Genomic DNA, 12,588 nt, shown 5'->3' on the forward strand with positions numbered 1-12,588 from the left:
CATTTCAAGAATCAAACAAACGTTTGTTTGAAATCTGCCCTTACCTTTGGCATTGTACGTATACACCGAAATATCGTGTGTTTTGAGTCGATTTTTAGTATCGTCTCATTGTCAGGTCGGGTCAACCCGGTCCTTTGACTGTGAAGACTCATTAAACCCATCGTAGAAGAACGAGGAATCTATGAAGGTTCTGGTCGCTGTAAAACGAGTTATCGACTACAACGTGAAGGTGCGTGTCAAGCCGGACAACACCGGCGTTGATCTCGCCAACGTCAAGATGGCAATGAACCCGTTCTGCGAAATCGCAGTTGAAGAAGCGGTTCGTCTGAAGGAAAAGGGCGTTGCCAGTGAAATCGTGGTTGTATCCATTGGCCCGAAGGCTTCCCAGGAGCAGATTCGTACTGCACTGGCGCTGGGTGCTGACCGTGGTATCCACATCGAGACTGACGAAGAAGTACAGTCCCTGGAAGCGGCCAAGCTGCTGAAGGCGGTTGTCGAGAAAGAAGAGCCCAAGCTGGTTATTCTGGGCAAACAGTCCATCGATTCCGACAACAACCAGACTGGCCAGATGCTGGCCGCTCTGACTGGCATGGGCCAGGGCACTTTCGCTTCCGAAGTGGTTGTTGACGGTGAAAAGGTTAACGTAACACGCGAAGTAGACGGCGGTCTGATGACAGTTGCCCTGAACCTGCCGGCGGTTGTTACCACTGACCTGCGTCTGAACGAGCCGCGTTACGCTTCTCTGCCGAACATCATGAAGGCCAAGAAGAAGCCGCTGGACGCCATGAGCCCCGCCGATCTGGGTGTTGAAATCACCCCGCGCCTGACCACCCTGAAGGTCGAAGCCCCGGCTGCACGCCAGGCTGGTATCAAGGTGGCAGACGTAGCTGAGCTGGTGGATAAACTGAAGAACGAAGCGAAGGTGATCTAAATGAGCATCCTGGTAATTGCTGAACACGACAACAGCAGCCTGAAGCAGGCTACTCTGAACGTTGTAGCGGCTGCCAAGGCCATCGGTGGCGACATCGACGTGCTGGTTGCCGGTGAGAACGTAGGCGCCGTCGCTGAAGCCGCTGCCAAGGCAGAAGGCGTGAACAAGGTACTGGTTGCAGACAACGCCGCGTACGGTCATTTCCTGGGTGAGAACCTGGGTGACCTGGTTGCTGAAGTGGGTAAGGGCTACAGCCACATCCTGACTTCTGCCGGTACCACCGGTAAAGACTTCATGCCGCGCGTTGCTGCGCTGCTGGACGTTGCCCAGGTATCCGACATTATCCGCGTTGAGTCTGACGACACCTTCGTTCGCCCGATCTACGCCGGTAACGCCATCGCGACCGTAAAGGCCAGCGACAGCATCAAGGTGATCACTGTGCGTCCGACCGCGTTCGACCCGGTTGCTGCTGAAGGCGGTTCTGCTTCTGTAGAACAGCTGGACGTTGTAAAAGACGCCGGCCTGTCTTCTTTCGTGGGCGAAGAGCTGGCCAAGTCTGACCGTCCGGACCTGGCTTCTGCCGGTATCGTAATTTCCGGTGGTCGTGGCATGCAGAACGGCGACAACTTCAAGATGCTGGAGCAGGTTGCTGATCTGATGGGTGCCGCTGTTGGTGCATCCCGTGCCGCGGTTGACGCCGGCTTCGTACCGAACGACATGCAGGTTGGTCAGACCGGTAAGATCGTTGCTCCGCAGCTGTACGTTGCGGTTGGTATCTCCGGTGCCATCCAGCACCTGGCGGGTATGTCTGACTCCAAGGTGATCGTTGCGATCAACAAGGACGAAGAAGCGCCGATCTTCCAGGTTGCTGATTACGGCCTGGTTGCGGACCTGTTTGAAGCAGTTCCGCAGTTCGAAGAAGAGCTGAAGAAAGTTCTGTAACTTTCGGATCTCTTTAGCAAAAAAGGCACCTCAGGGTGCCTTTTTTGTTTTTGAAACAATGCGTTTTTCGGCTTTACCGATAATCAGGGTATCCGCGAGGATATGCAGGGCCCGGTTGGTGGTACGGACCGCCTTGTACACCTGCTCGGTTTTTTCGTGATGGGTTTGCTGGACCTTCCTGGTACTGTTGCGAAACTCTTCATCGCTGGAAAACATGTCGATCAGGCCAAACGTGGTGTTGGCGATGGCCTTGTGCACTTTCTCGACCGCCATGGCGCCGCCAGAGACCGTATCCTCCAGCAATTTCGCACGGTTACGCACTTCCAGCAGTTCCATACGGCTTTTCTGGACGGCACTGCGGGCACTGATGCGGTGGGTGTTAAGAATCCTCAGATCACGGCGGTTATCGCCGGATACACGAAAACCGGCAAACAGGCAGCCGGCGGTGGCGGCAAGGCTCAGGGCAACAAGAATCTGGGCGATCATGGCCGAGTCTCCTCAGCGGTATTCAATGTGCATTTCGACATCGATATCACGCTCTTCGAGTTCCACTTCGAGTTCTTTCATGACTTCCTGATAGACCATTTTCCGGGTCATTACCGGTAACCGATCCGCAAGCAGCCGGCCGGTCCGGGATTCCCGCTTGGCCAGGGAAATCGGGTCCAGCACCCGAAGGGTCAGTATCAATTCCGGATCCTGGCTGGTCTCTGGGATACCTTCGTTCTCCAGCATCTGGGCGATCATCTTCTTCTGCTCGAGGAATTGCCAGAGCAGCAGGGCGCTGAACACCAGAAGAATCAGGCTGGTGAGTGCAAGCAACGTGTTCAAAGGGCACCTCCCGGGTGTCTTGTGTGCATGTACAGAGTGTGCCCCAGTCTGCATGACAAACGATTGGCCGGGAGGACGCCCCGGACAGCGTAAACAGGAAAGTAGAACCTGTGTTCAAACCTGTTACCATCGTAACCCAACACCCGTTTGAATAAGGATAAATAATGACCAACACCACACAGGCAGAGTTTGATCTGGTCGTATTTGGCGCCACCAGCTTTGTGGGCCAGATTCTTTCCCGGTATCTGATGGAGACTTACGGCACCGGTGGTGAAGTCCGTTGGGCCATTGCCGGCCGTTCCGAGAGCAAACTGGCCAGCCTGAAGGCTGAGCTGGGGGATAACGCCTCTGCATTGCCGGTTATTCTGGCAGATGCCTCTGACGACGACGCCCTTGCCGCCATGTGCCGACAGACCCGGGTGATTATTTCTACCGTTGGGCCCTATGCGCTGTATGGCGAGCCGCTGGTGAAAGCCTGCGTGTCCACCGGCACCGATTACTGCGACCTGACCGGCGAAGTTCAGTGGATTCGCCGGATGATCGAGCGTTATGAAGACCAGGCCAGGCAGACCGGAGCCCGGATTGTTCATTGTTGCGGTTTTGACTCGATTCCTTCCGATATGGGCGTCTGGTTCCTGCAGCAGAAATCCGAAGAGACCTTCGGCCAGCCCTGTCGCGATGTGCGTATGCGTGTGAAAGTGGCGAAGGGCGGGCTGTCCGGCGGAACTGTAGCCTCCATGATCAACGTAGCCAAAGAGGCCGGGGCAGACCCGAAGCTCCGGAAAGAGCTGGCTAACCCGTTCTCCATCTGCCCGCCGGAACATCGTTCCAGCACGCGCCAGCCGAGCCTTAAAACAGCGGAATTCGATAAAACCTTCAATGCCTGGCTGGCACCGTTTGTGATGGGTGCCATCAATACCCGGGTGGTTCATCGCTCCAACGCCCTGCAACAAGCCCGCTACGGCAAGGAATTCACCTACGACGAAGCCATCATGACCGGCAAGGGCACCAAGGGGCGCCTGACGGCCTATGGCATTGTGGCCGCCCTGGGTGCCTTCTTTACCGCATCGGCCATCAAGCCAACTCGTTGGGTGGTGGAAAAACTGGTGCCCAAGCCGGGTGAGGGGCCAAGCCCGGAATCACAGGAAAAAGGCTTCTACGACATCCGCTTTGTCGGACGTACAGAGGATGGCAAGACCCTGATCACCAAGGTGACGGGCGACCGGGATCCGGGCTACGGCTCTACCGGCAAGATGCTGGGTGAGTCCGGTATGTGCCTGGCCTTTGATGTGAAAGACGAAGTGCCCGGTGGTTTCTGGACTCCGGCCTCTGCGCTTAACGGCAAGTTGCTTGAGCGCCTGACTGCCACGGCGGGGCTGACTTTCGAGCTGCTCGAAACCCGCTGAGCCGCTAGTTCAAATGCAGAATGTGGCCGGATGGCAGCAATGCCTCCGGCCCGTGGCCCAATGAAATCACTGCGCGCCCGTCCAGCCACTGATCAATCCGGGGGGCTATGCGGCCCCGGGTATCGGCATCCACGCCGGTAAAGGGTTCATCCAGAATCACCAGCGGTGCTTTACTCAACAATACCCGGGCCAATACCAGCCGCCGGGCCTCACCGCCCGACAAGCGGCTGCCGCCGTTCCCCAGCCAGGTATCCAGGCCTGCAACCTCACGGCTGAAGCGCTCGGCCAATTCCACCAGCTCCAGTACATGCCAGAGTTCGCCGTCTGTTGCTTCTGGATTACCCAGCAACAGGTTGGCTTTGACAGTGTCGTCGAACACAACCGTGGTTTGAGTCAGGTAGGTGCAGGGCAGGGACTCCACAGAGCCTGCAACGGGAGCAATCAAACCGGCAAAGGTATCTGCCAGGGACGATTTGCCGCTGCCAGACACCCCCACTACGCCCAGGCGATCTCCGGGTTCAACCGCTACCGAGAAGTGGGTGATAACCGGAGACTGCCCCGGGTGGCCAACGGCCAGGTCGCTCGCGGTCAGCGCGCTTTCTTTTCCGCCCTGTCCGGCCGGCTTCTTCAGGAAGCCGGGCTGTTCATCTGCGGGTTGTACATCTTCATTGAGGCGCCTGGCGGCTGCCAGTGTTGCACCAAACTTTCCAAAGGCTTCAGGCAGCATGCCGTAAACTTCTCCCAGACCAAGCAGGGCGATGGGCAGCAGCACCAGAACCGGCCCGGATACGAGATCCTGTTGAAACAAGCCAAAGCCGGCCCACAGGGCAATTACCGCCGACAGGTTTACCAGCAACACCGTTACCGAGAGGTGCCAGCCCACCCTGGCATCGACCTCCGCCTGGCTTTGGGAAAGCGCAAAGGCGTGGCGCATCAGCCGGCCCGAATGTTTGCCCGCACGGCCGGCTGCGGTGAGTTCTGCAAAGCCTTCGAGGTGTTCAATCACCTGACCGCGAAGTTGTTCCTGCCGTTCGTTTAACTGTCCCGACAGCGCCCGGGTGCGAACATACAGCCCCCAGGTGGCGAGACCGAAGGCTGTTGCCAGAATACCCAGCAGTATCAGCGCAATGGTGCCGCTGAACAGCAGCCAGGCCAGGCCGACAATCATCAGGGTAACCAGCGCCGCCAGTGCGGTAGGGGCAATCACGCGCAGGTACAGGGTGTCCAGGGAGTCTACATCGGCAGTCAGGCGGGACAACCACTGGGCTCCGGTTTTATCGCCTCGCTGGCGTTTGCCCGCCTGCGCCAGCCGGTTGAACAGCGCTACGCGAATATCGGTAAGCAGGCTCAGCACCGTATTGTGGTTGTAAAGCCGCTCCAGGTATCGGGAAACTGTTCGGGACACCGCAAAGAATCGAATCCCGCTGCCGGGCACATAAAGGTTGATGTACGCCTGAACGCCCGCCGCAAACAGCAAGCCCACCAGGGCGGTTTCGGTCAGGAACCATCCGGACAGGGCCAGCAAGGCAATGCCGGAAATCAGTGTTGTCAGCAGCAGGGCACCGCCCACCACCAGCCGACCCCGGCGGCGAAGAATCAGCTGTAACCAGGGCCGGAGTTCACGCATTGCGCACCTCTGCGCCGGAGACGATCAGAACCCGGTTGGCCAGTGCCAGCAGGGCCTGGTGATGGGTAGAGAAAATCACGGTCTTGCCGGCTTCGGAAAGCTTGTGCAGAGCTTCCAGAACACAGATTTCGCTGGTGGCGTCCAGGCCGGCGGTCGGCTCATCCAGCAGAACCAGCTCATGATCCGCCAGAAAGATACGGGCGAGACTGAGCCGTCGGGCCTGGCCGCCGGACAAGCCCTGGGCATCTTCGCCAATACGGCTGTTGATGCCCTGTTCCCGGCTGTCGAGCAACTCGGCAAGGCCGACCATGCGCAGGGCATTCTCAATGGCTATATCCGATGCGTCAGGGCTGGTCAGCCTCAGATTGTCCGCCCAGGAACCTTGAATCCAGAAGCCTTTCTGGCCCAGCCAGCCGAAAGGGGATGAGCCCGCAGGTTGTCCGAACACCGATATTGTGCCGGCATCGGGGCGGATAAACCCCGCTAACAGGTGCAGTAACGATGACTTTCCGCCACCGGACGGCCCTGTGAGCGCGATCACTTCACCGCGCTTTGCCTGCATGTTCAACTGATCAAACACTGGAGGGCTATCGGAATAGCGCAGGGATACGCCGCTCAGGGCGATTGTGTCCGCCGTGGCGGTGGGTTCGGTTTGTGCCTGGACATTTCCGGCGCCGGAAACGGGCTCCTGAAGCCGGGCAAGAATCTCTGCTCCGGCGCCCAGGGCGGCGGCCCGGTCGTGATAATGCTGGGATAACGTCCGTAATGGCTGAAAGAACTCCGGTGCCAGCAGCAGGATCAGCAGGCCGGAGAACAGGGTGAGCTGATCGCTGGGGCCAAAGGTGATGTAGCCCAGCAACCCGAAACCGATGTAGATGGCGATGACGGCAATGGCGACGGAGGAAAAGAACTCCAGTACCGCTGACGACAGAAAGGCCACCTTCAGGGTTTTCATGGTGATACGCCGGTACTGATCCGAGCGTTGATACAGGGTATCGCTGGCCTGGGCGGTCTGGCCGAACAGCTGCAGGGTTGTCAGGCCCCGAACCTTGTCCAGAAACTGCCCGGACAGCCGGCTGATGGTCTCGAAGTGCTGCTGGTTCACCTTTTCTGCACCAATACCCACAAGGGCCATGAACAGAGGGATCAGGGGCGCGGACAACAACAGAAAGATGCCGGCCAGCCAGTCGAGCCAGAACACCAGCGCAAGAATCATCAGGGGGATAACGGTGGCCAGGATCATCTGGGGCAGGAACCTGGCGAAATAACCGTGCAAGGCTTCCACGTGGTCCAGCCATTCCCGGGCCAGGGAAGCGGCAGAGGCCTCCGACAGAGTTACGGGGCCGGCAGCTTGCCAGTGGTCATTCAGTTGGCGACGGGCATGCCGGCGTACCTGTTCGCTGCAGCGCGCCGCAAAGCGTGTTTGCAGGCCCTGGCAAACTGCCCGCACAACGAGCATGCCCACCAAAACCAGAAACCAGGGGGTGAGGGCAGAGACCGGCTCACCGGCAATTACCCCCTGATAAACCAGCCAGGCCAGTAACACCATCTGCACGATGGTGGCCAGCCCGGCCAGGGTACCGGCGACTACTGTGGCGTTTATCCAGTGCTGGCTGGTCCGGGCAAGCCCGGCCAGCCAGCCTTTGACATCAGCCTGGGCCTGTTCTGCCACTCAGTGATACCCTTCGCCGGCCCGCACCTTGCCGCGGAATACCCAGTACGTCCAGGCGGTGTATACCAGCACAATGGGAATTACGAACAACAGGCCCAGCAGCAGGAACAGCTGGGATTCATAGGCAGACGCTGCATCCCAAAGGGTGTAGTTGGGCGGCACCATATAGGGCCAGCGGCTGACCACAAGCCCCAGATAGGTGGTGATGAACAGTCCCATGGTGGCTACGAAGGGCATACCTTCGAAGCGGTTGCGCACAGAGCGCCAGATCTGGAAGGCGCACAACAGTGTCAGGGCCGGAAGGATCCAGATGATACCGATGTGGTCAAACCAGCGTTCACGCACCATGTCGTCCACAAACGGTGTCCACACGCTGATAATGGCGAAGATGGCCAGCACGGCGAACAGCAGCGGCGTTGTTACCCGGTAAGCCCAGTCCTGCAGGCGGCCTTCGGTTTTCAGGATCAGCCAGGTGGAGCCGAGCAGGGCATAGCCTGCCAGAGTGCCGAGGCCGGTCAATACAGTGAACGGGGTAAGCCAGTCCAGCGCGCCACCCACATACACGCCATCAACCGTGTTGAAACCCTGGATATAGGCACCAACCACCGCCCCCTGGGCGAAGGTGGCGACGGTGGAACCGCCGGCAAACGACCAGTTCCACAGGTAGCGGGACGTGCGCGCCTTGAACCGGAATTCGAACGCCACACCCCGGAAAATAAGCCCGGCCAGCAGCAGGAACACGCCAATGTAGAGCGCAGGCAGGAAGATGGTGTACACCATCGGGAAGGCGGCCAGCAGCCCGGCACCGCCCAGTACCAGCCAGGTTTCGTTGCCGTCCCAAACCGGTGCCACCGAGTTCATCATGGTGTCGCGGTCTTCTTCAGAGGGGGCGAAGGGAAAGAGAATGCCCACGCCCAGGTCGAAGCCGTCCATCAGCACATACATGATGATGCCGAAGCCGATAATAAACGCCCAGATGAGGGCCAGATCAAACAGTTCCATCAGGATTGCCCTCCTTCGTTAACGGGTTTTGCGTGGTTAACCGAACCCTTGCCGGATTCGATCTCGAACGGAACATGGGCCGCCGAGAGCGGGCGGGCAGGGCGATCGGCTTCATGGTCGGTATCGTCTTCATCGCCTTCCAGGCCGACGAACAACACCCGCATCAGGTAGTAAACACCGGCGGAGAATACCGCTGCGTACACCAGGATGTAACCGATGAGGGTGAACAGCGCCATGCCCCCGGTCAGCGAGGGTGTTACCGAATCAGCCTGGTTCATAATGCCGTATACAAGCCAGGGAGCCCGGCCAACTTCGGTTACGAACCAGCCGGTCAGTACCGCGAAGAAGGGCGCAATGCTCATGGCGCGCAGCCCCTGCAGGAACCAGCGGGCCTTGTAGTAGCGGCCGCCGGCCCGAAGCACCAGCCCGGTTACCGCGAACAGGATCATCAGCATACCCAGGCCAACCATCACCCGGAACGACCAGAACACAATCGCCACCGGAGGCTGCTCTTCTCTGGGAACATCCTTCAGGCCAGGTACCACACCATCCCACTCGTGGGTGAGAATCATGCTGGCCAGGCTGGGGATGCCGATTTCAAAATGGTTGGTTTGTGCTTCCTGGTCCGGAATGGCGAACAGCAACAGTGGCACATTGGAAGAGGTTTCCCAGTTGCCCTCCATCGCAGCCACTTTCGCAGGCTGGTGTTCCAGTGTGTTCAGGCCATGGAAGTCACCGACCACCAACTGGGCCGGGGCAATAAACAGCAGCAGCCACAGGCACATGGACAGCGCCTTGCGGTTGGCTTCTACCTCCCGGCCCTTGAGAAGGTACCAGGCACTCACACCGGCTACCACAAAGCTGCCGGTCAGGAATGAAGCCAGCCCCATGTGCATGAAGCGGTAGGGGAATGACGGGTTGAAGATGGCTTCGCTCCATGACACCACATGGAACACGCCGTCACGCAGCTCAGTGCCCGCCGGAGTTTGCATCCAGCTGTTGGCCGACAGTATCCAGAACGAGGAAATGAACGTGCCGGTGGCAACCATAATGGCCGCAAACAGGTGAACGCCCGCAGGAACCTTGTTGCGCCCGAATAGCAGAACCCCGAGGAACGCCGCTTCCAGGAAGAAGGCCGTGATAACCTCATAGCTCAGAATCGGGCCAAGGAAGTTGGCAGAAGCCTGGGAGAAGTTACTCCAGTTGGTACCGAACTGGAACGACATCACGATCCCGGAGACCACCCCCATCCCGAAGACAACGGCGAAGACCTTTGTCCAGAATCCGGAAAGCTTTGTCCATACCGGGTTACGGGTTTTGAAGGCAAGGCCTTCCAGAACGGCTATGTAGGATGCAAGCCCGATGGTAAATACCGGGAAAATGGCGTGAAATGACACGACAAACGCGAACTGGATTCGCGATAGGATGAGGGGATCTAGTTCCACAGGAACCTCCGGTAACTTTCACAAGTCACAACAGACAGGTGCTAACCCGCCCGGCCGCTGCCTTAGGCGATTTTGTTATGTTGTTATTACCGGCAGTTAATTATGATGCTACGGGAATTGTAGCAGAAAGAAATAGGGCAGTTTGTCGCACCCTTGATATAAAACAATGACGGTGAACCTATGAGCTTCTACGAAGACCGGATTCTTCCCCACATTATCGACAAGGCCTGCTCCATGGGCCAGGTAATGAAACTGCGCAGCCAACTTGTGCCAAGGGCTCGCGGCCGTGTGCTGGAAGTGGGAATGGGCTCGGGTATTAACCTGGAATTCTATAACAAGGACCACGTAGAGATGGTGTACGGGCTGGAACCATCGGAAGGCATGCGGCGCAAAGCCTTGCCGAACCTGGGCCGGTCACCGGTGCGGGTAGAGTGGCTGGATCTGCCGGGTGAGAAGATTCCGCTGCAGGACAATTCGGTCGATACCGTTCTGCTTACCTTTACCCTGTGCACCATTCCGGACTGGCACACGGCCTTGCTGCAGATGAAGCGGGTACTTAAGCCCGGTGGCGACCTGCTGTTTCTGGAACACGGAGAAGCCCCACACGACACCACGCGCAAATGGCAGCACCGGATAACACCGGGATGGCGAAAGCTGGCCGGCGGCTGCCACCTGAACCGGCACATCGCGGAATTGATTGAACACGCCGGCTTTGAGATTCAGGAGCTGGAGAATCTGTATATGCCCAATGCACCGAAAATTGCCGGTTATATCTACAAGGGCAGGGCAACCAAGCCCGAATAACCAGGGTCCCTGCCGGAAATTGTTTAATTACTGAGCGATTCTGAAAGCGGAATTGCGTTAGCCATCCGGGCCTTATACAATTCCGGCCTTCAGTTTTCCCCCGATGCTCCGGTGGTGAAATTGGTAGACACAAGAGACTTAAAATAAAGTCGGTGTGTCGGAAAAACTGAATAAAAACAGATAGTTGAAGGGTTCAAAAAAACTGGTGCATCACTGGTGCATCAGGTTAGAGAAAAATGCGGGTGTGGTGAAATTGGTAGACACATCAGACTTAAAATCTGAAGGCGGTAACGCCGTGCCGGTTCGAGTCCGGCCACCCGCACCACTTACTTAGCCTGGCTAGTTCGATTCACACCACCTGATAAACGTCCGCGTCACCTCTCCCGGCTCAACATCCAGCCACCGGCAAACATGCCGCGTCATCGGCCCGCACCTCACCAGATCATCGAACGCCTGTTCTAGTTCATAGTCATTGTTTGACGTCGCGCGCCAATAGCAGCGGCCATCCCTGAGCAACTGAGCCAGCGTAGCCACCCACAATAGGCGGTAGTCGGATTCGGTCGGGGCTTCTATCAGGTCGGGGTCAACGTGGGGAGTCATTGCGGTCATCGTTGCACCTCCTGGGGGAAGGAATGCCCGCCACGCATCTCACGTATGCTGCGGGCTGTCGCGGTTGCTTTTTGAACCTGGTGACTCACGACTAAAACCAGTGGTGGCTTATATTACCGCCCACCCTGCGGTAGAACAGTGCCCGCAAATCTGCGGACACCGAACCGTTCTGTTACGCCGGCTCTGTACCCAGAACCAGCGCCTTAACCGCCTCCGGATTGGTGAGCGCACCACCCACACGGCGGCGGGTGTAATACTTCACCCAGCCTGGGGCGGTCACTGCGTCGCGCTGTACGGTAATGCCGGTGCGATCAACGATGGTGTACGCCTCGCCAAAGTTGCCGAAAAACGCGCCCACGGTATCGGCTGCGGGGGCGTCCATATCTTCCGCCAGGTACACCGGATAACCGAGCAGACGATCAGGGACGCCAGATTGAAGGCTGGCTTCAAACAGGTAGCGATCCTGGGTGTCTTTCAGCTTGCGGACAATGTTGCGGAAAGCCCGCGTCATCATCCAGCCAGCGCCGGGCAGGTATGGAGCCTTCAGGCTGTCCACCAGATCCATCAGCACGTCAGGGTCAGTCAGATCACCCGCTACACCGGAATAGGTCGCCCCGATGGTGTACGCATCAGGATCAGCGCCCCAAACAAAATCAGCTTCCGGTGTGGTGCCGTAGTCCAGCAGGCCGCGCGGCTTGCCGATACCATCACCACCGATAAACGCGGCGGCTTCCTGGCGGGCAAAGCGGTTGCGGACTTTCTGTTGAAGCCATGCTTCAACGTCGAACTGGGAATCTTCCAGCATGTGAAGCGTTACTTCCGGATTGGCGTAATGCTCGAATACCGGGATCTTCTGGCGGGTCAGATACTCGGCTGTAGTCTTAGCGCGGGCATCCAGTTCACCTACCCAGTCAGAACCGGCGTCGCCGCGGTCAATCAAAACCTCTAGCTCGTTGCTGTTGGTTTGCATCACGTTCGCAACCTGGCGCACCGGGGAGCTTTCGCGGATCAGCGAGAAAATCCGGTCAGACCACTGAGAACGAACGGTTACGTTCTGGCCATCGTTGGCGATGCTGATTTCCTTGGTTTCAGCAGGCAATTCGCCCTTATTGAAAAAGGATTTCAACTGCGGATCACCCTGATACGCCTTGGATTCGCCGCCAGCGCCCGCGCCGGGGTGTTTCTGGTAGGCGTGCAGGTCGTTCAAATCGCGCTCAAGTTGGTCAATCCGCTTTACCTGTTCGCCTTTAAACTCTTTCAGGCCCTGGTTTGCTTCATCCATTTGTGTAGCCAACTGCTTCAATTCAACGCTCATAATGTTC

11 protein-coding genes and 1 tRNA gene are annotated in these 12,588 nt (G+C 58.0%); 5 read left to right on the plus strand and 7 right to left on the minus strand.

Features of this window, described 5'->3' with window-relative positions:
• Positions 1–181 precede the first annotated feature (181 nt).
• Positions 182–931 (plus strand): electron transfer flavoprotein subunit beta/FixA family protein, encoded by a 750-nt coding sequence (locus AQ621_RS07350; protein ID WP_058340904.1) that lies wholly within the window; start codon positions 182–184, stop codon positions 929–931.
• The gene (locus AQ621_RS07355; RefSeq protein WP_058340905.1) at positions 932–1,873 is read left to right on the plus strand and encodes an electron transfer flavoprotein subunit alpha/FixB family protein; all 942 of its coding nucleotides are present in this window, start codon (positions 932–934) and stop codon (positions 1,871–1,873) included.
• A gap of 30 nt (positions 1,874–1,903) precedes the next feature.
• Here the strand turns inward: AQ621_RS07355 and AQ621_RS07360 are convergent, their stop codons facing one another.
• Together AQ621_RS07360 and AQ621_RS07365 are read right to left on the minus strand one after the other, a co-directional pair.
• Positions 1,904–2,359: a hypothetical protein gene (locus tag AQ621_RS07360; RefSeq protein WP_022988223.1), complete on the minus strand. Its 456-nt coding sequence runs from the start codon at positions 2,357–2,359 to the stop codon at positions 1,904–1,906.
• A 12-nt stretch (positions 2,360–2,371) separates the two neighbouring features.
• Positions 2,372–2,701 carry a hypothetical protein gene (locus AQ621_RS07365; RefSeq protein WP_022988224.1) on the minus strand — a complete coding sequence of 110 codons (330 nt, stop codon included), beginning with the start codon at positions 2,699–2,701 and terminating at the stop codon, positions 2,372–2,374.
• A gap of 164 nt (positions 2,702–2,865) precedes the next feature.
• Between AQ621_RS07365 and AQ621_RS07370 the strand changes: the two genes are divergently transcribed.
• A complete protein-coding gene (locus AQ621_RS07370; protein WP_058340906.1) occupies positions 2,866–4,107 on the plus strand; it encodes a saccharopine dehydrogenase family protein in 1,242 nt (413 codons plus the stop codon).
• Between the two features lie 4 nt (positions 4,108–4,111).
• Here AQ621_RS07370 and cydC read toward each other — a convergent pair whose 3' ends face one another.
• Genes cydC through AQ621_RS07390 form a run of 4 tightly spaced genes read right to left on the minus strand, consistent with a single transcriptional unit; the run spans position 4,112 to position 9,853 of the window.
• Positions 4,112–5,734, minus strand: a complete 1,623-nt coding sequence (gene cydC, locus AQ621_RS07375) for a thiol reductant ABC exporter subunit CydC (RefSeq protein WP_058340907.1) — start codon at positions 5,732–5,734, stop codon at positions 4,112–4,114.
• Positions 5,727–7,406: a thiol reductant ABC exporter subunit CydD gene (cydD, locus tag AQ621_RS07380; protein WP_058340908.1), complete on the minus strand. Its 1,680-nt coding sequence runs from the start codon at positions 7,404–7,406 to the stop codon at positions 5,727–5,729. Before cydD ends, cydC begins: the two co-directional genes overlap by 8 nt.
• Positions 7,407–8,408, minus strand: coding sequence for a cytochrome d ubiquinol oxidase subunit II (gene cydB, locus AQ621_RS07385; RefSeq protein WP_022988228.1), 1,002 nt, complete (start codon positions 8,406–8,408; stop codon positions 7,407–7,409). It lies immediately after the preceding gene.
• Positions 8,408–9,853 carry a cytochrome ubiquinol oxidase subunit I gene (locus AQ621_RS07390; RefSeq protein WP_058340909.1) on the minus strand — a complete coding sequence of 482 codons (1,446 nt, stop codon included), beginning with the start codon at positions 9,851–9,853 and terminating at the stop codon, positions 8,408–8,410. The genes cydB and AQ621_RS07390 overlap by 1 nt, the downstream gene beginning before the upstream one ends.
• A 180-nt stretch (positions 9,854–10,033) precedes the next feature.
• Between AQ621_RS07390 and AQ621_RS07395 the strand changes: the two genes are divergently transcribed.
• Complete coding sequence (locus AQ621_RS07395; RefSeq protein ID WP_058340910.1) at positions 10,034–10,657, plus strand: class I SAM-dependent methyltransferase; 624 nt, start codon at positions 10,034–10,036, stop codon at positions 10,655–10,657.
• 238 nt (positions 10,658–10,895) lie between these two features.
• A tRNA-Leu gene (locus AQ621_RS07400) sits at positions 10,896–10,982 on the plus strand.
• 456 nt (positions 10,983–11,438) lie between these two features.
• Here the strand turns inward: AQ621_RS07400 and AQ621_RS07410 are convergent.
• Positions 11,439–12,581, minus strand: a complete 1,143-nt coding sequence (locus AQ621_RS07410; RefSeq protein WP_058340912.1) for a phage major capsid protein — start codon at positions 12,579–12,581, stop codon at positions 11,439–11,441.
• Between the last annotated feature and the right edge of the window lie 7 nt (positions 12,582–12,588).

The organism is Marinobacter sp. P4B1, assembly GCF_001447135.1.
GTDB lineage: Bacteria > Pseudomonadota > Gammaproteobacteria > Pseudomonadales > Oleiphilaceae > Marinobacter > Marinobacter vinifirmus.